16 protein-coding genes are annotated in these 23,345 nt (G+C 36.1%); 8 read left to right on the forward strand and 8 right to left on the reverse strand.

What is annotated here, in order from left to right; genetic code table 11:
• Positions 1–495: 495 nt before the first annotated feature.
• On the reverse strand, positions 496–690 hold the full coding sequence (locus tag PH4a_RS02505; protein WP_129037522.1) for a hypothetical protein: 195 nt from the start codon (positions 688–690) through the stop codon (positions 496–498).
• 491 nt (positions 691–1,181) lie between these two features.
• Between PH4a_RS02505 and PH4a_RS02510 the strand changes: the two genes are divergently transcribed.
• The 8 genes from PH4a_RS02510 to PH4a_RS02545 all read left to right on the forward strand — a co-directional run bounded on the left by PH4a_RS02510 (position 1,182) and on the right by PH4a_RS02545 (position 14,924).
• Positions 1,182–2,009 carry a MurR/RpiR family transcriptional regulator gene (locus PH4a_RS02510; protein ID WP_129037524.1) on the forward strand — a complete coding sequence of 276 codons (828 nt, stop codon included), beginning with the start codon at positions 1,182–1,184 and terminating at the stop codon, positions 2,007–2,009.
• Positions 2,010–2,221: 212 nt separating this feature from the next.
• A complete protein-coding gene (locus PH4a_RS02515) occupies positions 2,222–2,965 on the forward strand; it encodes a YadA-like family protein (protein ID WP_129037526.1) in 744 nt (247 codons plus the stop codon).
• 173 nt (positions 2,966–3,138) lie between these two features.
• A complete protein-coding gene (locus PH4a_RS02520; RefSeq protein ID WP_129037528.1) occupies positions 3,139–3,630 on the forward strand; it encodes an N-acetyltransferase in 492 nt (163 codons plus the stop codon).
• A 325-nt stretch (positions 3,631–3,955) separates the two neighbouring features.
• The gene (locus PH4a_RS02525; protein WP_129037530.1) at positions 3,956–5,515 is read left to right on the forward strand and encodes a sulfatase-like hydrolase/transferase; all 1,560 of its coding nucleotides are present in this window, start codon (positions 3,956–3,958) and stop codon (positions 5,513–5,515) included.
• A gap of 142 nt (positions 5,516–5,657) precedes the next feature.
• Positions 5,658–6,542, forward strand: coding sequence for an OmpG porin family protein (locus PH4a_RS02530; protein WP_129037532.1), 885 nt, complete (start codon positions 5,658–5,660; stop codon positions 6,540–6,542).
• Positions 6,543–6,577: 35 nt separating this feature from the next.
• Positions 6,578–8,743 carry an autotransporter family protein gene (locus PH4a_RS02535; protein ID WP_129037534.1) on the forward strand — a complete coding sequence of 722 codons (2,166 nt, stop codon included), beginning with the start codon at positions 6,578–6,580 and terminating at the stop codon, positions 8,741–8,743.
• Between the two features lie 12 nt (positions 8,744–8,755).
• A complete protein-coding gene (locus tag PH4a_RS02540) occupies positions 8,756–11,824 on the forward strand; it encodes a chondroitinase family polysaccharide lyase (RefSeq protein ID WP_129037536.1) in 3,069 nt (1,022 codons plus the stop codon).
• A 58-nt stretch (positions 11,825–11,882) separates the two neighbouring features.
• On the forward strand, positions 11,883–14,924 hold the full coding sequence (locus PH4a_RS02545; protein WP_129037538.1) for a chondroitinase family polysaccharide lyase: 3,042 nt from the start codon (positions 11,883–11,885) through the stop codon (positions 14,922–14,924).
• A gap of 2,276 nt (positions 14,925–17,200) precedes the next feature.
• Here PH4a_RS02545 and PH4a_RS02560 read toward each other — a convergent pair.
• From PH4a_RS02560 to agaW, 7 genes are all read right to left on the reverse strand, one after another.
• Entirely contained in the window at positions 17,201–18,259 is a 1,059-nt protein-coding gene (locus PH4a_RS02560; RefSeq protein WP_129037540.1) for a glycoside hydrolase family 88/105 protein, read from the reverse strand.
• 17 nt (positions 18,260–18,276) lie between these two features.
• A complete protein-coding gene (kduD, locus tag PH4a_RS02565) occupies positions 18,277–19,032 on the reverse strand; it encodes a 2-dehydro-3-deoxy-D-gluconate 5-dehydrogenase KduD (RefSeq protein WP_129041767.1) in 756 nt (251 codons plus the stop codon).
• 86 nt (positions 19,033–19,118) lie between these two features.
• Positions 19,119–19,949: a 5-dehydro-4-deoxy-D-glucuronate isomerase gene (gene kduI, locus PH4a_RS02570; RefSeq protein WP_129037543.1), complete on the reverse strand. Its 831-nt coding sequence runs from the start codon at positions 19,947–19,949 to the stop codon at positions 19,119–19,121.
• A gap of 42 nt (positions 19,950–19,991) precedes the next feature.
• On the reverse strand, positions 19,992–21,161 hold the full coding sequence (nagA, locus tag PH4a_RS02575) for an N-acetylglucosamine-6-phosphate deacetylase (protein WP_129037545.1): 1,170 nt from the start codon (positions 21,159–21,161) through the stop codon (positions 19,992–19,994).
• Positions 21,158–21,592 (reverse strand): PTS galactosamine/N-acetylgalactosamine transporter subunit IIA, encoded by a 435-nt coding sequence (gene agaF, locus PH4a_RS02580; RefSeq protein WP_129037547.1) that lies wholly within the window; start codon positions 21,590–21,592, stop codon positions 21,158–21,160. The genes nagA and agaF overlap by 4 nt, the downstream gene beginning before the upstream one ends.
• Positions 21,593–21,691: 99 nt before the next feature.
• Positions 21,692–22,582, reverse strand: coding sequence for a PTS system mannose/fructose/sorbose family transporter subunit IID (locus tag PH4a_RS02585; protein ID WP_064720795.1), 891 nt, complete (start codon positions 22,580–22,582; stop codon positions 21,692–21,694).
• On the reverse strand, positions 22,572–23,339 hold the full coding sequence (gene agaW / locus PH4a_RS02590; RefSeq protein ID WP_064720796.1) for a PTS N-acetylgalactosamine transporter subunit IIC: 768 nt from the start codon (positions 23,337–23,339) through the stop codon (positions 22,572–22,574). Before agaW ends, PH4a_RS02585 begins: the two co-directional genes overlap by 11 nt.
• Positions 23,340–23,345 lie beyond the last annotated feature (6 nt).

Raw genomic sequence — 23,345 nt, forward strand, 5'->3', positions numbered from 1 at the left:
ATTTCCAACTTAATTTATTCATTAACAATATGTTATCTATATTAGTCGATTAAGCACAAAATGTTAGCCTATTTTTCAACAAATTATTTGTCCATCTTTATCAATAATAATCAATAAGTAACAATACCTTATTAGTCACCTTGTTTATTAATCCATATCATTTTTGATTATAATATATAATTAAAAAATAAACGCCCATATCGGATTATTAATTAAAAATAAAAATTCATCATCAACAATTTAACGTTTATTTTATTTAAAATAGAAAATAGAAAATAGAAAATAGAAAATAGAAAATAGAAAATAGAAAATGGAAAATGGAAAATGGAAAATGGAAAATGGAAAATGGAAAATGGAAAATGGAAAATGGAAAATGGAAAATGGAAAATGGAAAATGGAAAATGGAAAAAACATACTCTTCAAGAATAAAAATATTAAAAATAAATTTTATTATTATCTATTTATTCTAAAAACAGCACTCTTTATTACCCTAAGTTAAATAAAAGCAAGTAAGCAAAATATAAAAATCAACAGAGGTAAAGTAAAAAATACTGATAACCAGCGCATTTCACGTACAACACCAAAAATAATACCTATGCAGCAAACAATAAAAATAATCGGGATCACTTCTGAGTAGTGATCATGAAAATAGTGCATTAAAAAACCAATCCATGATTCGTCGTTATACATACTCTGCACATCACCCAATAATATTAAATTTAAATTAAGATAGTGATAAATTACTATTATTAGATGATAAGGCAAGTGTCATATCACAAATATCAACCATCACGCACAAAGATGTTAAAATATCTTATAATTGAAGCAACCCTTAAATTAACAGATAAAAATAAAATATTAAGTTAAATTTAATAAAATAGACAACACTATAACTTAAATAAATAGAGTTCATTGTTAAATAAAACAATAAAATTAATTTAAAATTAAAAAATGAAATAATAATTTCATTTAAATAAAAACAGAAAAAATAATTTCAATTAGTGATGATAATTTTATAAATAAAAAAATAAAATAGAGGTTTAAACATCAAATAATTACCTTTAGTAATTCCATTTATTTAAATTCGACCATTTATTTAATTTTAATTACTATTAGCTAAAAACATTCAACTCACCTTAAAAAAACATTACAATTAGAGTAGTATTTTTATTGAGGGCACTATGTCTACTGCAACAAATCTGAATGAACTACAGGAACAAGTTCGCTCCCGCTATAATGGATTAAGTAAAAGGCTACAGCAGGTTGCACATTATCTAGTTGATAATAAAAACAGTGTGGCATTTGATACAATTGCTACCCTTGCAGATAAAGCAAATGTTCCTCCATCGACATTAATTCGTTTTGCTAACGCATTTCATTTCAACGGATTCAATGAAATGAAACAATTATTTCAGCATCATTTGATGAATGAAATGGTAAACGAAAATGATAATTTAACTTATAAACACCAATATAAAGAGGATCCTCCTAATCTGAATGAGCCAGCATCTATTTTGCAAGAGTTTGCACAAGCAAATAGCCATTCATTGCAACAATTGGCAAATCAAACCAATAGGGAAATGCTGAGTAAAACATTACAACTGCTTGAATATGCAGAGACTATCTATATTTGTGGTTTTCACCACTCATTTAGTGCGGCTAGCTATTTCTTTCATGCGCTTTCCCACATACCTTGTGAGACTGTTTTCGTTAACAGCCTTGGTGGAATGTACCGAGAGCAAATTAGAAATATTACCCACCGAGATGTACTTTTTGGTATTCACTTTCATCCGTATTCAGATGAAATGCAAAAAATGTGTGAAATTGCAGCATATAAAGAAGCAAAACAAATTATTATTACTGATAGTCCAATAAGCCCATTAGCCAGCTTAAGCGATGTTTGCTTAACGGTGAAAGAAGCTCAAATAAAAACCTTTCGTTCACAAACTTCTACGATGTGTTTATTACAAGCTATTTCTGTTGCTTTTGCATTTAGAAAGAAACATTAATATCTCTCAACATAAAGCTGCGTCTTATAAGGATGCAGCATTATGATTTAACATTTAATAAAAAACTGATTTAATACAAATAAAACTATAATTATATATAATTTTACTGATAATCATTTTTAAGACTTTTTTTGATATGTTTTATTTGTGCTAAAAACAGGATCGTTTAATATTACTCCACCTCTGTTATATTATTTACAGGATTAAATTAAATGATATTTAAAAAGTTAGTTTTATTATCTATTTTATTTTCATCTTTCTCTTATTCAAACACTTCATTATCAGATAATACACCATTAATAAAAAATAATATTCCTGGGTTTAATTTAGGCGATAATAGTCAAGCATCAGGTAATCAATCTATCGCAATAGGTGTAGATAGCAAAGCTCAAAATACGCGAGCTATTGCCATTGGCTATAATGCATTAGCAACGGAAGAAAATACAGTCTCATTTGGAAACATTGAAAATAAACACACTTCACGATTAGTTAATATCAGTGAAGGAAAAAATAATACTGATGCCGTTAACTTTGCTCAAGCTAAAAAGCTGGTTGATAAAAATAAAATAGCAACAAACAATACCATTAATCAGCTAAAGAGAACGGTCAGTACAGATATCAGTAATCTCAAAACCCATGTTAATGATTTTAATAATTATTATAGAAAAAGACAGGCTGAAATCACAGATTCAATTGCAAATTTAGACAAAGAAATTATCGCGTTAGAAAAAAAAGCACTTGCAGCTATCGCATCTTCTGTTGCAATATCGAGTATTCCTTATATATCTCATCAACAATTTAGTAGTGGTATTGGTATTAGTAATTATCGGACAGGTACAGCAATTGCTGGCGGTATTCAATATAGGCCAAATGATAATATTTCATTTAGATTAAATTCATCGCTGAATAGCGAAAAGGACATTATTATTGGAGGCGGGCTTGCTTTAGGTTGGTGAAAAATTAATAACAGCTTAAATATAAAAGTAATGGCAGTAGTAACTCATTATTACTGCCAAGTAGTAGAATGATTAAAAATAAAAATTACAAAAAAAAGAGAACTCATTTTAAACACAAATAAATATATGTTATACATTACTAACTATAAATATAACTTATATTAAGGTGTAAAATGGATTATATCATTAGAAAAATGAGTTATGACGATCTCAATGCTGTTACACGTTTATTACAAGCTAATGCTGAGTCTCAGCAAGGTGGTTTATATGGGGAATACCCGTTAAATAAAGTTGAAGCAATGTATCAAAGTAGTACGAATGCGGTCATTGCGCTTGTTAAGCGAAATATTATCGCTGTTGTTTTCAGCTTTCCGGTTACCTCTTTTTCGCTACCACCTATTGCACAAGAAATTAACCGTCGTTTTCCTGATATCACACAGAATAATTGGTTCTATGGTCCGGTTTGTATAGATAAAAATCACAGAGGAAAAACATTACTACAAGATCTTTATCAATTTATCTGTGCATTACATGGTGGGCACCCTGTTGCTTTTATTAATGAAGATAACACTCGCTCTTTAGCTGCACATAGAAAAATAGGTATGTATCAAGCGGCACAATTTGAATTTCAAAATAAATTGTGGTGGATAATGCGCGGACAATGAAAGCAAACGAAAGATAAATTACTTTATTTTATATCAATTCATCTAAATGAGAATACTTCGCGACAAGTCTAATTTTTGCAAACGATATCACACTTTCACACTAAACCAATAAAATCAATAACATAAAGTATTTAACAAAAATTTTATCTATTCTTAAGATAATTTTAATCTTCTTTTTCCTGCCTATTTGCTTACAAAACGACACCATTATGTGATCTTCCTTTCAATTCTTGATCTTTCGTTAACTTACTTTTTGATCTTATACAAAAGTATAAATAAGATGAAAGACACCAATTCGAAAGTAAACGTAAAATAGGAGGAAGCAATGACTGTTTCCCGCAGAACTTTTATCAAAGGACTCGCAGCTAGCGGTGCAGCAATGTCTGTTTCTACACCTGTTCTTGCTAATTCAGGGGATGTTACAGCTAAACCAAACTCACGACCTGCAGATGCACCGAACTTATTAATTATTTTCCCAGATGAAATGCGTGCCCATGCTTTGCAGTTTATGGGAGAAGACCCGTCGATCACACCTAATCTTAATAAATTTGCGAAACAAGCCAAAGTAATGACACAAATGGCTTCTAACTACCCATTATGCTCGCCATTTAGGGGGATGTTTATGACGGGGCAATATCCTGTTCGCAATGGCATTACAGGTAATGCACATGATTACGGTGGAAAAGTTGGGATTGATTTATCTCCTTACGCTAAATGTTGGTCTGATGTTTTAAAATCATTAGATTACAGTACTGGTTATATTGGTAAATGGCATCTTGATGCCCCTTATGAGCCATTTATTCAAAGCTACAACAATCCAATGGAAGGGCGTTATTGGAATGAATGGGCTGCACCAGATCGTCGTCATGGCTTTGATTTCTGGTACTCCTATGGCACTTATGATTTACATATGAAACCTATGTATTGGGCAAAGGATACCCCGCGTGACAAGCCGATATATATTGATCAATGGGGACCAGAACATGAAGCCGAGATGGCTGTTAAATTCCTCAAAAATGAGAATGGTCAGTTTCGTGATAATTCAAAACCATTTGCACTAGTGGTTTCAATGAATCCACCGCACTCCCCTTATGATCAAGTCCCTAAAAAATATCTCGAAGCTTATCAAGGAAAAACATCAAAAGAGCTAAACACTCGACCAAATGTAAAATGGGATACTGAATATCAAGAAGGCTATGGTCCTCAATATTTTAAAGAATACATGGCAATGGTTAACGGTGTTGATGAGCAATTTGGTCGTATCATTAATGAACTTGAACAACAAGGATTAGCTGATAATACGCTGGTTGTTTTCTTCTCTGATCACGGCAGTTGCTTAGGAGCTAATGGGCAAGCAACAAAAAATAATCCTTATGAAGAATCGATGCGCGTACCCATGATGTTTCGTCTACCAGGTAAAATTAAACCCGGTTCAGATGATGCATTAATGTCAGCACCTGATATTTATCCAACAATCCTTGGCTTATTAGGTTTATCAGCATGGATCCCTGATTCAGTAGAAGGCAGCAATTTAGCAGACCGAGTGATTACAGGTAAAGGCGACACAGCAAACTCTCAACTTTATCTCTTTATTCCTTATGGTGAACCATCTTTCGGTAAAAGGGGTGTGAGAACTAAAACGCATACTTTAGTCATTGATCGACAAGATGGACAGCCACTGAAATATACTTTGTATGACAACGTTAATGATCCTTACCAAATGAAAAACGTTGCAGATAATAATAAGCCTCTTATTGAGAAACTTATAAAAGAAGAATTAACCCCTTGGCTAGAAAAAACAGGAGACTCTTGGCGCCCATCTGAATTTATTACGGCGACAACGAATAAATTAAATAAAACAATATCAACATGTGAAGAAAAATAATAAAAATATCTGCGCCATTAATTTATGGCGCTATATATAAACCCGATTCGCTTACCTAAATACTCCTTTTCATTATAAAAGGAGAAGAATGTCTTATAACTAAAATTCGACAAGACAGCGAATAAAGAATTGGATACACACCATGAACAAACTTCGTATTGCTCTTTTTTTACCTCTTATTGGCTTAGGTTTAACTTCTTTTCATTCTCATGCAGCAAATGTTAATGCCATGTTTTCTTGGGAATCTGCTGATTACGATACGCCAAATAACTATGCTGGTTATCGTGTAGATTTCAATATAAACCCAGATAAATCTAACTGGTATTTTGATGTTGGTTTTCGTCAACGTGAGCATGATAATAAAAACCGCTATCAGCGTTATGATTTACAAGGTAGTTATCGTTTTAAATTAAATAATGGTTGGATCCAACCGGGTTTAAAAGTTCGTCAGGATATTACTAATTATGATAATGGTAGCCGTTTAACCATAGATTTTTATGAATCCAAAACAAACTATCAATTCCCAATTAATAAAGATTGGTTTTTAACTGGTAGTATTTTATTTGGCCTACAAAAGAAAGAAGATAAACGGAGTAATGGCGTCACTAATACCGATTATTTAGGCTGGGAAATCGAGCCAGGTATTCGTTATTTTATCACACCAAATATTAATACTACCGCCGCTTATTTTGATGGTGGAAAACAAGCAATACGACATGCTGAATACGATACTAAAGAAACAAATCATAACCAACAATTACGTATGTATGTTAACTGGACAACACCAATAGGACTGATTGTTTCACCTTCAGTGCGTAAATCTATTTTCGGAAAAATAGAAGACAGAACAAATAAAGGTGAATATCTCGATAAAGATATGACTCGTTATACATTACAAATGGCCTATCAAATTAGTCCTCAATGGCGATTAATGACCGAATATTATAATGAGCGTGTTGAAAACCAGAATAATGGCAGTAAATCGACTCAGAATTATTACAAAATTTCATTCCGAGCGACGTTCTAATAATTAAAATTATAAATTATTTATGGAGTTATATTGTGAAAAATAAAAAATTACTATTTCTGAGCGCTGCTGTTCTTTCTGCTATTTATGGTTCAACATGGGCAGCTGATTGTGATCCTACTTTAAACCTTTGTGAAACAGTTAATATTAATGATGGAAGTAATGCCCAAATAAATAAAGATGTTACTGTCTCTCAAGGTGATGGTGTTATATTTAATGCTTCATCAACAGAATATAAAGCTCAAGCAATTACTAAAAATATTACAGTTACGGGTGATGGTGCAAATGCAATTAAAATTAATCAAGGCGCATCCTTCAGCAGTAATATTAATTTAAATGGTTCAAATATTACCAGTGAAAACGGCACTGCTATTCTTGTTGAAGGTGATTTTCCTAAACGAGGGACTGGTGTTTATATTCGCGATGGTGCAATTATTCGTGGTAAAACAGCCGCTATTGATTTTAAAACATTAAAAACAGGCTTTCGTAGTGATGTTAATGGCGAGATCCACGGTGATATATTAGGAAATAATCACACTGATACTAAAATTAACTTTGCTTATCAAGGTGGTGCTCAAAATGCTTTATTTGATGGTTACCAAATTACGGGGGTTCCTTTAATTGAAAACCACGGTAATTTAACTATTCAAGGTAAAGATAAAACCATCCATTGGGAAGGTAATTTTATAAATAAAGAAAATAGCCAGCTTATTTTCCGCCTTGATGATAATACCAATACCGACGTAGCAATTCTTCAAGTAGAGGGTGATGTTACTTTTAAAAAAGGTAGCCAAGCTAAACTTGATTTTAAAGGTACTAGTGTTGAAAACATTATTAATAAAGATATCGTTTTAGTTTCCTCAAACACTGACATTAAAGATGAAGCTGGAATTACTGTTACAGACGCGAATACAATCGCACCTGATGTTTCGCCTTTATTAGAAAAAACAGACTCATGGTTAGAAACAACACCACCTAATATTAGTGGTGGCGTAAGTGGTAATCAATTAGTTGCTCGTTATGGGATTAGCTACGAAGGCGGTAATAATTTTATTAGTGCAGCTGAACGTGGAAATGCCAGTGAAAATGGATTAGCTGCCGCTAATTTTGTTATTCCAACTGTACTTAATGAATTTAATAATACCCGTAGCCAAGTTTCAGATGAAGCATTAAGTTTATTAGTTTCCGCAGGTAGTGATGATAATAATATTGCTGCATTATCCGACGAAATAGCCCCAATTGCTGATGGTAGTGATATTCAAGCGGGATTAATCATGGTTGAAGATATGCGTAATAATATTAACCATCGTTATTTGCGTTATGATAATCAATTACCTATTGAAGAAAGAGAAACGGGCTGGAATAGCTGGGCAAATATGCTATATGGCTATGGTACTCAAAGTAAGCAAAAGGGTATTAACGGTTATAAAACTTACCGTACTGGTATTCAAATCGGTACAGATTACGAAATTAATCAAGATGCTCTTATTGGTGTTTCTTTTGCTTATAACTATGCCAAAGCAGATGCTAAACAGCGCAGTGCTAGTAAAGAAATTAATCACTTTGAATTTATGCCTTACCTCGGTTGGTATAGTGACACATTATTCGTAAACGGTAATTTAAATATTGGTTATTACACCGTTGATAGTGAACGTGAAATTGGTGCAAATACTGGCTGGCAAGGTAATACCAAAGCAAAAGGCAATTATTCTGGTGTGCAATTAGGTTATCAGATTAATGCGGGTACTTATTTTGACTTCGATTTTATTCATATTAAACCGATGCTCACCTATCGATATCAATGGTTAAATATTGATTCATGGGAAGAAACAGGCTCAGCTTTATCAATGAGAACTTATGGTCAACGCTACGCTGTTAATCAATTAGGTGGTTCTGTTTCTTTCTGGAATAGCTATAAAACAGGTTATGGCAAATTAACACCAACATTAAATATTGCCTACTACAAAGCATTGGGCGGCAATAACAATATTAATCAACGCCACAGTTTGACTTATTTTAATACTGCTGGAAGTACTTTTGACACGACAGGCAATAGCGTTGGTGGTGATGTTATTAATGCGGAATTAGGCGCAAATATTGATATCTCAAACTCATTAAATTTGGGTACAACCATGGGGTATCAACGTTATGACAAATTCAACGAAGGACGCGTAGGTTTTACTGTTAGCCAACGTTTCTAAGAGGAAAATATAATGCCGATATTTCGTTTTACTGTATTAGCCATAACACTAGGACTTTTATCTACTCCTTATTATAGTGCTATTGCAGCAACTAATAGCCCTGCATTTAATCCAGATAATCTGATGCAGTCAGAAATCTATCACTTTGCACAGAATAATCCACTGGCTGATTTTACTGCCGAAAACGGATCTAAGCTTTTATTATCAGATAAGCGGAGCATCATGGGGGATAAGTCATTACTGTGGAAATGGCAAGGTGGAAGTAGTTTTATTTTGCATAAAAAAATACTTATTCCCACCGATAAAGAAGCGTCAAAGGCATGGGGGCGTGCATCTACCCCCGTACTATCATTTTGGATTTACAATGAAAAGCCGGTAAAAGGCTACCTTACCGTTGATTTAGGTGAAAAACTAAATGCTATTAATGATGCGCAAGGAGGCTTTAAAGTAAAACTCGATTTTACAGGTTGGCGAGCTGTAGGTATCTCTCTAAATAACGATCTTGAAAATAGAGAAATGTCACTTAACGCAATACAAACTTCAACCGACAGTGGTCAAGATACTATTGGTCGCTCTTTAGGGACTAATGTAGATAGCATTCGCTTTAAGGCACCCTCTAATATTAGCCAAGGTGAATTCTATATTGATCGTATTATGTTTTCTGTGGATGACGCTCGTTATCAATGGTCAGATAATCAAGTAAAAACTCGCTTATCAGAACCAGAAATTCTGTTTCATACTGTTCAACCACAGCTTGCGGTGACTCCTGAAAATTTAGCGGCAGTTAATCTTATTCGCCAACGTTTAATTAATGAGTTTGTTGGTGGCGAAAAAGAAACCAATCTCGCTTTAGAAGAAAATACGCTTAAATTAAAAAGTGATTTTGATGCGTTAAAAATCCATCGTTTAGCTGATGGCTCGTTACAAGGCCGACATTTAATTACTGACAAACAAACTATTATTTATCAACCTGAACATTTAAATACCCAAGATAAACAATTGTTTGATAATTACGTTATTCTGGGTAACTACACTACCTTAATGTTTAATATTAGTCGTGCCTATGTGCTTGAAAAAGATCCAACGCAAAAAGCACAATTAAAGCAGATGTATTTATTAATGACCGAACATTTGCTTGATCAAGGTTTTGTCGATGGCAGTGCTTTAGTCACAACTCACCATTGGGGATACAGCTCACGTTGGTGGTATATCTCAACATTACTCATGTCTGATGCATTAAAAGAAGCAAATTTACAAACTCAAGTTTATGATTCATTACTTTGGTATTCACGAGAGTTTAAAAGCAGCTTTGATATGAAAGTAGGCGCTGATAGCTCAGACTTAGATTATTTCAATACCTTATCGCGTCAACATCTCGCTCTATTACTGCTTGAGCCCGACGATCAAAAACGCATCAATCTTATTAATACATTTAGCCACTACATTACCGGTGCATTAACCCAAGTACCACCGGGTGGTAAGGATGGTTTGCGCCCTGATGGTACTGCGTGGCGACACGAAGGTAACTATCCTGGCTACTCTTTCCCTGCCTTTAAAAATGCATCTCAGCTGATTTATCTACTACGTGGCACGCCTTTTGCAGTGGGTGAAAGTGGCTGGAATAATTTGAAAAAAGCAATGGTTTCAGCATGGATTTATAGCAACCCTGAAGTAGGATTACCATTAGCTGGACGGCATCCTTTTAATTCTCCATCATTAAAATCTATTGCTCAGGGATACTATTGGTTAGCGATGTCATCCCCCTCTTCGCCAGACAAGGCACTAGCCTCTATTTACCTTGCAATTAATGATAAAACGCAAAGCGAGTCTCGCGCTATTTTTGGTGAAAACATTACACCGGCGACACTTCCTCAAGGCTTTTATGCTTTTAATGGCGGTGCTTTTGGTATTCATCGCTGGCAAGATAAAATGGTGACATTAAAAGCCTATAACACCAATGTTTGGTCATCTGAAATTTATCATAAAGATAACCGTTATGGTCGTTATCAAAGCCACGGCGTTGCTCAAATTGTTCGTAATGGCGACCAGCAGTCACAAGGCTATCAACAAGAAGGTTGGGACTGGAATAGAATGCCAGGCGCAACTACTCTTCATCTTTCTCTTCAAGAGCTAGATAGCCCCAAACCTCATACATTAATGCAACGAGGAGAACGCGGATTTAGTGGTACTTCAGCGCTTGAAGGCAAATATGGCATGATGGCGTTTGACTTACTTTATCCTGCAAACCTTGAACGTTTTGATCCGCATTTCACGGCTAAAAAAACGGTTCTTGCTGCTGATAATCATCTTATTTTTATCGGCAGTGATATTAATAGCAGTGATAGCAATAAGAATGTGGAAACAACTTTATTCCAACATGCCATTACACCAACATTAAATACAATTTGGATTAATGGACAGAAAATAGAAACTTTTCCTTATCAAGCCACATTAAAACAAGGTGATTGGATAATTGATAGCAATGGAAATGGCTATTTAATTACTCAAGCAGAAAAAGTAAATATCAGCCGACAACACCAAACCTCAGCTGAAAATAAAAACCGCACACCAACGCAGGGGAATTTTAGTTCAGCATGGATTGATCACAGTACTCAGCCTAAAAATTCAAGTTATGAATATATGATTTTCCTTGATGCTACACCTGAAAAGATGACGCAACTAGCCCAGAAATTCCTTGATAACAATGGATTATATCAAGTTATTCGTAAAGATAAAAATGTACATATTATTTATGACAAACTTAGCGACATCACTGGATATGCATTTTATCAGCCAACAATCGTTGAAGATAAATGGATCAAAAAAACCGATCAGCCTTCAATTGTTATGACACAACAAAAAGGCAATACACTAGTCGTTAGCGCTGTTACACCTGATTTAAATATGACACGTCAAAAGGCAGCAATGCCAGTAACAATTAATGTGACAATTAATGGAAAGTGGCAATCAATTGATAAAAATAGTGACGTAATAAGTAAAGTTTCAGGTGATAACACAGAACTCACCTTTACCAGCTATTTTGGTATTCCACAGGAAATTAATCTCTCTCCTCTTCCTTAATTAAATTAAAAGGAACGCACTGCCGTTCCTTTTTTTATTTATTGCAGGACATCTTATTATGCTAATAAAAAATACCTTAGCGAGCGCAATAACATTTAGCCTCTGCTTATCCTTACCCGCATTTGCTTTACCTTCTTTATCACATGAAACCTTTGGTGATATTTATCTTTTTGAAGATGAAATGCCAAATACCATAACAACCTCATCAAATAATCAACTCTCATTGAGTACACAGCATGCAAAAGATGGTATTCAATCATTAAAATGGCAATATCAGCCAAATACAACATTAACTCTTAATAATATTGTGAATTATCAAGATGATCAGAATACAGCGACACCGTTAACTTTTATGATGTGGATTTATAATGAAAAGCCACAAGCGTCCCCATTAATTTTTCAATTTAAACAGAGTAACCAAGTTGTACTCAGCTTTGACACCCAACTTAATTTTACTGGCTGGCGAGGTATTGCTGTTCCTTTTCGTGATATGAAAGGTAGTGCAACAGGTACTTTCGATAAATTAGTAATAAACGCCCCCAATCAGGCTGGCACACTCTTTTTTGATCAAATAATTCTTAGTGTGCCATTAGATAATCGCTGGCCAATTCCTGACTATAATACCCCTTATGTTAATAACGCTGTAAATACAATGGTCAGTAAAAATTGGAGTGCGTTATTGATGTACGATCAAATGTTCAAAGCTCATTATCCTAGTTTAAATTTCGATACTGCGTTTCGCGACGATCAAACTGAAATGGCCTCTATTTATCAGCGTTTTGAGTATTATCAGGGTGTAAATAGTAATAAAAAAATCACACCTGAAATGATCAGTAAAAACTTAGCGTTATGGCAACAGTTAGGATTAACGCAACAGGCTGATGGTTCTATTACAGGAAAAGCGCTTGATCACCCCAATCGACAAAACTTTATGAAAGTCGACGGTGTATTTAATGAAGAAACGAAAAAAGCGTTACTTGATACCAATATGCTAAGAGATGTGGGGAAAATACTTCTCCAAACCGCCCTTTATTTACGAAGTGACTCCTTATCAACATCAGACAGAGAAGTACTTGAAGCACAGTATTTATTGGGTACTCGTTACGTACTTGAACAAGGTTTTACTCGAGGAAGTGGATATCAAATCATTACCCATGTTGGTTATCAAACAAGAGAATTATTTGATGCTTGGTTTATTGGTCGCCATATTTTGGCTAAAAATAACCTTTTAGCCCCGACACAACAAGCGATGATGTGGTACAACGCAACTGGCCGTATTTTTGAAAAAGATGATGAAATTGTTGATGCCAACGTTGATATTCTCAATACTCAGCTACAATGGATGATAAAAAGTTTATTGATGTTGCCTGATTATCAGCAACGTCAACAAGCGCTAGCGCAACTACAAAGTTGGTTAAATAAAACCATTCTTAGCTCGAAAGGTGTTGCTGGTGGCTTTAAATCTGATGGTTCTATTTTTCATCATTCACAGCATTATCCAGCTTATGCAAAAGACGCTTTTGGCGGATTAGCACCCAGTGTTTATGCACTTAGTGACTCTTCTTTCCGCCTTTCATCTTCAGCGCATGAACGTTTAAAAGATGTCTTATTAAAAATGCGTATCTATACCAAAGAAACACAAATTCCACTGGTATTAAGCGGTCGGCATCCTACAGGATTGCATAAAATTAGTATCGCACCGTTTAAATGGATGGCATTAGCGGGCACTCCTGATGGTAAACAAAAATTAGACACAACGCTTGCAGCCGCCTTTGCAAAATTGGATAACAAAGAGAATTTCGAAGGTATTAAAGCTGAAAATGAACCCGTTGGTGCATGGGCAATGAATTATGCTTCAATGGCTATTCAACGCCGATCTTCAATAAAATCACCTCAACAAAGTTGGCTTGCTGTTGCTCGTGGCTTTAGCCGTTATCTTGTGGGAAATGAAAGCTATGAAAATAACAACCGCTATGGTCGATATTTGCAATATGGTCAACTTGATATTATTCCGGCAAATTTAGCTCTATCTGGGTTTAGTCATGCTGGATGGGATTGGAATAGATATCCAGGCACAACAACAATTCATCTTCCTTATGAAAAACTTGAGGCGAAATTAAATCAACTGCCCGGTGCTGGTATTGAAGAAATGCTACTTTCGACTGAAAGTTATTCAGGTGCAAATACGCTAAATAACAACAGTATGTTTGCTATGAAATTACATGGCCATAGTAAGTATCAGCAACAAAGCTTAAGAGCAAATAAATCCTATTTTTTATTTGATAATAGAGTTATCGCTTTAGGATCAGGTATTAAAAATGATGATAAACAACACGCCACCGAAACAACATTATTTCAGTTTGCCGTTCCTAAATTACAATCAGTGATTGTTAATGGTAAAGAAGTTAATCAATTAGGTACTCAATTAACTTTAAATAATGCCGATACCTTAATTGATCCAGCCGGTAATTTATATAAATTAGCTAAAGATCAAACCGTAGAATTTAGTTATCAAAAACAGCAATCAGTTGATGATAGAAACTCACAGCCAACAGAACAATTATTTGCCACTGCCATTATTACTCACGGCAAAGCACCTAATAATGAAAATTATGAATATGCAATAGCAATTGAAGCTCAAGATAATAAAGCACCTGAATACACTGTATTACAACATAATAATCAACTTCATGCGGTAAAAGATAAAATAACTCAAGAAGAAGGTTATGCTTTTTTTGAAGCCTCCGATGTAAATTCAGCCCAAGCAATATTATTATCTAGTGATTCTCCGACTATGGTCATGGTTAAAACAGAAATAAATAAATTAGTCTTAAGTGTGGTTAATCCTGATTTAAATTTTTATCAAGGAATTGAAAATGATCAAATTGATAAGAATGGAGATCAAATTGAAGTCAGTGTTTATTCTCGCCAATGGCTTACTGCTAATTCTCAACCAATAAGAAGTACTATTACAATAAAAGGTTTGTGGAAATTATTAACACCACAACCCGGCGTTATTATAAAGCATCAAAATAATAATACCTTGATTACCACTACTACAACGCAAGCTGTACCAGTAGTTATTGATTTAATCAAATAATTTTAATGTAAAAAGTAAAAAGCCTCGATATAAAAATATCGAGGCTTTTCTTTTTCAAGAATATAACTCATATAAAAAACGATGAACAAAGAGATGATTTAAAAAAATATCAGGGAACGTAAATATATTATTGGCTAGTCTATTTTATATATTAAATAATTAGATATCGTTTCATATTTAATAATATCTCATTATTCTATTCTCTATTTATTGATAATAAATGTGTTGTACCAATTTAATAATTTGTTATTCTCTGCGCGGGTGCTTGGATCAATCTGGTTCAAGCATTTAGCAAACACCAGAAAGAGAAAAGCCCCGGCATGTAATTAAACATTAACCGAGGCAGACTCAAACCCAAACAATTTGATTTTGCCTCCATTTTTATCGGAGTGCAATAGGAAATGAAAAAATATTCTTTAGTCGGGCTGATTATCGCGACAATGATTATACCCAGTAACGTATTATTGGATAATAAATATAGCGTTTATTCACACCTAATAATGAGTATTGAATAATTCAGGTTAATAGACAAGCTAATAATCTATTAATTTTGCGGGGGAGAAATCCCCCGCAGTTTCCTTATTCGATTGTTGTGTTTTAATCTAAGTACCCTAATTTATAATAAGAGGTAACAGAAAATGTTACCTCTTATTTTATTAACCCCCACCTTAACAAATCAATTATTTTATTAAAATAAGAAATAATAATATGTTTATTTATTATTGATAATAAATGTGTTGTACCAATTTAATAGTTTGTTATTCTCTGCGCGGGTGCTTGGATCAATCTGGTTCAAGCATTTAGCAAACACCAGAAAGAGAAAAGCCCCGGCATGTAATTAAACATTAACCGAGGCAGACTCAAACCACAACAATTTGATTTTGCCTCCATTTTTATCGGAGTGCAATAGGAAATGAAAAAATATTCTTTTATCGGGCTGATGATCGCGACAATGATTATACCCAGTAATATATTATTGGATAATAAATATAGCGTTTATTCACACCTAATAATGAGTATTGAATAGTTCAGGTTAATAGACAAGCTAATAATCTATTAATTTTGCGGGGGAGAAATCCCCCGCAGTTTCCTTATTCGATTGTTGTGTTTTAATCTAAGTACCCTAATTTATAATAAGAGGTAACAGAAAATGTTACCTCTTGTTTTATTAACCCCCACCTTAACAAATCAATTATTTTATTAAAATAAGAAATAATAATATGTTTATTTATTATTGATAATAAATGTGTTGTACCAATTTAATAGTTTGTTATTCTCTGCGCGGGTGCTTGGATCAATCTGGTTCAAGCATTTAGCAAACACCAGAAAGAGAAAAGCCCCGGCATGTAATTAAACATTAACCGAGGCAGACTCAAACCACAACAATTTGATTTTGCCTCCATTTTTATCGGAGTGCAATAGGAAATGAAAAAATATTCTTTTATCGGGCTGATGATCGCGACAATGATTATACCCAGTAATATATTATTGGATAATAAATATAGCGTTTATTCACACCTAATAATGAGTATTGAATAGTTCAGGTTAATAGACAAGCTAATAATCTATTAATTTTGCGGGGGAGAAATCCCCCGCAGTTTCCTTATTCGATTGTTGTTTTTTAATCTAAGCACCCTAATTTATAATAAGAGGTAACAGAGAATGTTACCTCTTATTTTATTAACCCCCACCTTAACAAATCAATTATTTTATTAAAACAAGAAATAATAATGTGTTTATTTATTATTGATTATAAATGTGTTGTGGCAATTTAATAATTTGTTATTCTCTGCGCGGGTGCTTGGATCAATCTGGTTCAAGCATTTAGCAAACACCAGAAAGAGAAAAGCCCCGGCATGTAATTAAACATTAACCGAGGCAGACTCAAATCAAGACAATTTGATTTTGCCTCCATTTTTATCGGAGTGCAATAGGAAATGAAAAAATATTCTTTAGTCGGGCTGATGATCGCGACAATGATTATACCCAGTAATATATTATTGGATAATAAATATAGCGTTTATTCACACCTAATAATGAGTATTGAATAATTCAGGTTAATAGACAAGCTAATAATCTATTAATTTTGCGGGGGAGAAATCCCCCGCAGTTTCCTTATTCGATTGTTGTGTTTTAATCTAAGCACCCTAATTACTATTAAAATAAAAAAGCCGACCTTATTATTGGTCGGCAACCTAATTAGGAAAATATTGCGCTGAAGGCATATAGATAGCGCGTAAAACAACAACAAAGCGTCAATATCAAGGTCTAACTATTTAAATCTTTAAAACTTCACTACCTGCTAATAAATAAGCACCTGCACCATAATCCATATTGTGTTCAAATTTTACTTCGCGAGGGTTAAATGCGGGAAGTTGAACCCAACCTAACATGCCATTGTCATGAATACAGGATTGTAATGCTGACCATGCTTTATTTAATGCAGGAAAATAGACTGCTTTATCTAACACTCCCTGATTAATTCCCCATGCTAATCCATAACAAAATAATGCAGTTGCTGAACTTTCTGGCGCAGGAAAATTGTCAGGATCTAACAAACTGGTTCGCCAAAAACCATCTTTATGTTGATAATTTAGAATAGATGATGCTAACTCTTTAAACAGAGCAATATAACGTTCACGCCCATGATAATCATCCGGCATATATTGAAGAATGCGCGGGATTGAGGCTAAAACCCAACCAATACCACGGCTCCAAAAAACTTTTTCACCGTTGGCTTCACGTATTTCATTTCCTTGACCATCAGGAATATAGCGATGATCACGGAAAATAAGCCCTGTTTCAGGATCACGTAAATGTTCTATCGCATCCCAATAAGCCGTATGCATGTAATCCAAATAACGTCGTTCGCTAGTAATTTCAGCCAAAGCCGCAAAACCAGGAGGCGCCATAAACAGTGCATCACACCACCACCAATCTTCACGACCTGGTTTAGGATCATTAAGCATAATCTCGAATGCTTTAATGGTTGGCTCAAGAATTTCAGATTGTTCAAAAAGCGGACTAACAGCGAGATAGGCTTGTGCGCAAACATGGTCATCAGCAAAACGTGCATTAGGGCCTGTTCTAAAACCTGTGTGCAATGTGTAATTCAATACACCGTTAAGATACTCTTCGTCTTGCGTTGCTTGCCACGCAGCACTAACACAACTCCATAAAACACCACGTTCCCAATCGGTATCTTTAATAAAACGTGTTTTACCACTACGGCGGATCACGCTACGAACTTGATTAGCCGATTGATAACGATAAACGCGTTTCATGTTTTGCAGTACGATATCTCTTTGCAAAGCTTCTGTATTAGCGTGTTCCATCCTATTTCTCCATAAAATTAACGAGCTAACCAACCACCATCAACAGCAATTGTGTAACCATTAACGTAATCACTCGCTTTTGAAGCTAAGAAAATCGCCGGACCAGCTAAATCTTCTGGTGTTCCCCAACGCGCTGCTGGAATACGTTCTAAAATAGCCGCATTTCTGGCTTCATCTGCACGTAAAGCGGCGGTGTTATCTGTTGCCATATAACCCGGAGCAATTGCATTTACGTTGATGTTGTATTGCGATAACTCAGTTGCTAGTGCACGTGTTAATCCCATTACCGCAGATTTGCTTGCGGTATAGGATGGAACTCGAATGCCACCTTGATAAGAAAGCATTGACGCGATATTAATTATTTTGCCACCATTGCCTTGCTTTACAAATTGGCGAGCCACTTTTTGCGATAAGAAAAAGAGTGTTTTTTGGTTAATATCAATAACATCATCCCAATTCTTTTCGCTAAATTCTAATAAATCTTCGCGACGAATAATGCCAGCATTGTTAACTAATATATCGATATGCCCCATAACAGAAATAGCTTCATCAACTAAAGATTGCAGACCCTCTTGTTCCATTAAATTCTGTGTAATGTAATGAAAACGACGACCAAGAGATTCAACTTGTTGGCGTGTTTCTGGCGCATCTTGAATACCGACACCAACAATGTCAGCACCGGCTTGTGCTAAACCTATTGCCATACCTTGGCCTAATCCCGTGTTACAGCCTGTAACTATTGCAACTTTGCCCGTTAAATCGAATAAATTCATCATAGAAGCCTCGATAATGTGGCCACAATAGCCACATCATTTTATATGTAGGGTAAAAATGTAAAATGCGATTTAGAAAGATGTTGTTATTTCAAATCTTTCATTGCGACATGATCCATATCGTGGAATACCTGATTTTCACCAACCATTCCCCAAATAAAGGTATATGACGACGAACCTACACCAGAGTGAATAGACCAACTTGGGCTAATCACAGCTTGTTCATTACGAACCACTAAATGGCGTGTTTCTGTTGGCTCCCCCATATAATGGAAAACCACGTTGTCATCTTTCATATCAAAATAGAGATACACTTCCATACGGCGTTCGTGAGTATGGCATGGCATAGTGTTCCATAAGCTACCCGGCTCAAGAACCGTCATTCCCATAGATAGTTGACATGTCGGTAAAACAGAAGGATGCAAGAATTTATAAATAGTGCGTACGTTACAATTTTCAGCATGACCAATTTTTTCTGGTGATGCTTGCTGTTGTGTAATTTTACGCGTTGGATAAGTATGATGGGCCGGCGCACAGTTCATATAAAAACGAGCGGGTGTTTGTACTGAATCACTAGTGAATTCAACGTGTTTGGCCCCCATACCAATATAAATTGCTTCACGAGGACCAATTTCAAACACTTCACCATCAACAACAACTTTACCAGCACCACCGATATTAATTGCTCCAAGTTCGCGTCTTTCAAGGAAGAAATCAACGCCAAGTGCTTTACCCGCCATTAATGCTAAAGGTTGGGTTGTTGGAACAATGCCACCGACGATAATGCGATCAATATGGCTATAAGTGAGATTCATTTCCCCTTCACAGAATAGGTTTTCAATCAGGAACTCCTTACGAAGTCCTTCTGTATCAAGCCTTTTAGCATGTTCACTATGAATTGGCTGACGAATTTCCATTATAAATACCTCATTTTTACTAATGGGGGCATAACGATAGTGTTATGCGTTTTCCCTGGATACAGAGTAAATATGCTTTCCTCTGATGAATGTATCGGTAAGATGAAAACACTCATCCACCACGGCAAAGCTGGCTTGTCGACCAGCCTTGATATAACCTAATTTATCGCCAATACCGAGATATTCTGCCGGTATTGCAGACGCCATTTGAACCGCTTCCCATTCAGGCACATGAGCCAGTTGCACCATGTTGCGCAATGCGCTATCTAAGCTACAAGTACTCCCAGCCAAAGAACCCTCTGCAGTTTTAGCTTGGCCTTGAGTGACCGTTACTGTTTGAGCACCCAGTGTGTAATCGCCATCAGGCAAACCACCCGCACGCATACAATCTGTTATCAATGCAACTTTTTGATACCCTTTCATGCGATACGCCAACTGCATCATTACAGGATGAACATGAATGCCATCAGCAATAAGTTCAGCCAGTACATCGTGATAAAGCACTGCACCACAACATCCAGGCTCACGATGATGTAATCCCGTCATGCCGTTATATAAGTGCACGCCGCAATCAGCGCCATGTGAAAATGCATCTGACGTTTGTTCATAAGTTGCCGCTGTATGCGCCACACTCGCTTTAATGCCTCGATTGACCAACCAATCAATCGCTTCTATCGAACCTTGAGCTTCTGGCGCAACAGCAACACGCAATAATGAGTCACCCGCACTTTCAAGCAGTGTTTCTAGCTCAGAAAGCGTGGGGGCTTTTAAAAATTTAACCGGATGTGAGCCACGATGGCGCTCTGTAAAATAAGGTCCTTCAAGAAAACTACCGAGTAGCAATGCACCTGACGTTTGTGGTGTAGATAAAAACTCACGCACCTGTGATAACGCATGACGGATATCATCCATCGGCGCAGTTACCGTTGTTCCAACCCATGCCACAACGCCTGTTTTAACTAATGCATCTGCGATAATTTGCAAATCTTGCTGCGTTGCATCCATCACATCAGAACCCGCTCTGCCATGAATATGAATATCCACAAATCCGGGTAATAGTGATTTGCCTTTTAAGCGAATAATTGGGCAATCTGTAGGTGCTTTTGTCGTAATGGACTCAATTTGTTCATCGTTGACTCGCACGTAGCAAAGATAACGAATGCCATCCGGTGTAAAAGTTCTATCCGCTAAAATGGCGTATTGTTGACTCATAATCCGTCTTCTTCTTCAACATCAACGCTGTCTACTTGCACCAATTGCTCGCGGATATCTTGAATACTGTCATGACCAATTTCACGCAGCATTTGCACAAGTTCTGCTATTGAACACCCTTCTCTTTCAAATGTGGCATTAACAATCATGGGTAAATTCACTCCAGCTAAAACCTCAACAGCAGGGTTTTGCATCATGATTGCCATAGCGCGATTACAAGGGGTTCCACCAGGTAAATCGGTTAAAAATAGGTATTGCTGACAATCCATTGAATCGATAGCTTCGCGCATCTGTTTTTCAAGTTCATCGGGGGATATTGATTCTAAGAAATCAATAAAGGCGATATCTTGCTGCTCTCCTGCAATAGCTTTTACGGCGGAAGCCATACCAGATGCAAAGTTAAGATGCCCTGAAACAATAAGACCTATCATGCGTGACTCCTTGGTACAGGCAGCAGAAATGCCTCCTGCCTGTTTATAGCAAGTTAATAATGTATTACGGTTATCTATGGGTACGTTAAAAGGTGATTGTTATAAAAAGCCTAATACATGCCCAATTACACCAAATGCAAGGGTAGAGAAAATCAGTACCGGAGGCTTACCCCAAAATCCTGTGCTCTTAACCATCTTGTACATCAAGAAAACTAAACACAGAGGCAGTAAGTTCGGCATAATTTTGTCAAATAGCGCACTTTGCAACTCAACCACCTTTCCGCCAAGCTCTAGCGAGGCGGTGGTTTGAACCTTGATAAAGGTTGCCGATAGCGCACCAATAACGAAGATCCCCATAATATTTGCCGCTTTGGCAAGTTTTTCCGTTGCGTCGCTCATGTTTACCATCGCGGCTGTACCTGCGCGGTATCCCATAAACATCAGGCCGAAATACACTAAAAAGTGCACGATTTGATATAAGAAGAAAAAAACAAAAGGTCCTGCAATTGAGCCTTCCATCGCAATGGATGCCCCTAATGCTAAAGTGAGAGGCATCAGCGTCATATGGTCAATTGCATCACCAATACCGCCTGTTGGCCCCATTCCCGCAACTTTCATTACGTTCACAGTAGAAGGTTTTTCTTTGTTCTCTTCCATCGCAACCGCTGTCCCTAATAAGAAGGTAAACAGTTTTGGGCTAGCATTAAAAAATTGCAGATGGTTTTTCAGTGAAGTTGCATAGTCTCGTTTATTATTTCCATGAATTTTCTTCAATGCTGGAATAATTGAGAATGCAAATCCTCCGCCTTGCATACGCTCAAAGTTGAAGTTACCTTCCATAAACAGCCCACGGAATGCACACTTCCAAAGATCACCCTTGGTGATAACTTTTCTAACGGTGGTATCTTGATATTCATCGATGCCATCAATCAAAGAACCCGTTTCTGGTTTATCTTGCGTTTTTAATGCAGTGTTATTATTAGATACCATCTTCGAAATCCTCATTTTGCTGACTGGTGTTTTTGTTATTACCACTAAAGAAGAAGTAAAGCGCTGCAGCTGATGCACCTAAAATTGCCACTGCCATAATTGGCAGTTTTAAATAAGTGGTCATCACAAAGCCAATAAAGAACACACCCGCCACTTCTTTCGACCACATGATTTTCAACAACATGGCAAAGCCGATAGCAGGAACCATTTTCGCGCCAATGCCTAAGCCTTCGAGTAACACTTTTGGTGTATTCTCATCAATCCACTGAGCTGCATGTTCCCCGAAATAAACCGTGACAAAGGCAACCAAGGCATAAAGGAGCGAGCGAACCGTTATCGTTATTATTAGTAGCCTAGAAATACCCGATGCATCTGCTTTTTCGGCACAACGATCTGCTTTTCCCATAGTGAAGGCACTAACAGCAAAGAAGCCAATAATGAGCATTTGCATTAATACAGCGATAGGCATCCCAATACCCATAGCAACTTCAGGGGATTGATTTGTCATGACAGCAAAAGCAACGGCTGCAATAGTACCTAATGTGACATCAGGTGGTTGTGCGCCGGCATTTGGCACTAACCCTAACCATGCAAGTTCTAATGTTGCACCCGCGATTAACCCTATTTGCATATCCCCCATAATCAGGCCAACAACGGGTCCTGTAATTAATGGGCGGTGGATATTTAATGCAACGTCATACTTATCGATACCGCAAAAGAAGGCCCATAAAGCCACTAAAGAAGCTTCAAAAATCATAAATAA

The organism is Proteus hauseri, assembly GCF_004116975.1.
In the GTDB taxonomy this organism is placed as follows: domain Bacteria; phylum Pseudomonadota; class Gammaproteobacteria; order Enterobacterales; family Enterobacteriaceae; genus Proteus; species Proteus hauseri.

Coding starts and splice junctions, on each gene's coding strand:
- PH4a_RS02505 (WP_129037522.1), bottom strand. CDS start 690: ATGTATAACGACGAATCATGGATTGGTTTTTTAATGCACTATTTTCAT.
- PH4a_RS02510 (WP_129037524.1), top strand. CDS start 1,182: ATGTCTACTGCAACAAATCTGAATGAACTACAGGAACAAGTTCGCTCC.
- PH4a_RS02515 (WP_129037526.1), top strand. CDS start 2,222: ATGATATTTAAAAAGTTAGTTTTATTATCTATTTTATTTTCATCTTTC.
- PH4a_RS02520 (WP_129037528.1), top strand. CDS start 3,139: ATGGATTATATCATTAGAAAAATGAGTTATGACGATCTCAATGCTGTT.
- PH4a_RS02525 (WP_129037530.1), top strand. CDS start 3,956: ATGACTGTTTCCCGCAGAACTTTTATCAAAGGACTCGCAGCTAGCGGT.
- PH4a_RS02530 (WP_129037532.1), top strand. CDS start 5,658: ATGAACAAACTTCGTATTGCTCTTTTTTTACCTCTTATTGGCTTAGGT.
- PH4a_RS02540 (WP_129037536.1), top strand. CDS start 8,756: ATGCCGATATTTCGTTTTACTGTATTAGCCATAACACTAGGACTTTTA.
- PH4a_RS02545 (WP_129037538.1), top strand. CDS start 11,883: ATGCTAATAAAAAATACCTTAGCGAGCGCAATAACATTTAGCCTCTGC.
- PH4a_RS02560 (WP_129037540.1), bottom strand. CDS start 18,259: ATGGAACACGCTAATACAGAAGCTTTGCAAAGAGATATCGTACTGCAA.
- kduD (WP_129041767.1), bottom strand. CDS start 19,032: ATGAATTTATTCGATTTAACGGGCAAAGTTGCAATAGTTACAGGCTGT.
- kduI (WP_129037543.1), bottom strand. CDS start 19,949: ATGGAAATTCGTCAGCCAATTCATAGTGAACATGCTAAAAGGCTTGAT.
- nagA (WP_129037545.1), bottom strand. CDS start 21,161: ATGAGTCAACAATACGCCATTTTAGCGGATAGAACTTTTACACCGGAT.
- agaF (WP_129037547.1), bottom strand. CDS start 21,592: ATGATAGGTCTTATTGTTTCAGGGCATCTTAACTTTGCATCTGGTATG.
- PH4a_RS02585 (WP_064720795.1), bottom strand. CDS start 22,582: ATGGTATCTAATAATAACACTGCATTAAAAACGCAAGATAAACCAGAA.
- agaW (WP_064720796.1), bottom strand. CDS start 23,339: ATGATTTTTGAAGCTTCTTTAGTGGCTTTATGGGCCTTCTTTTGCGGT.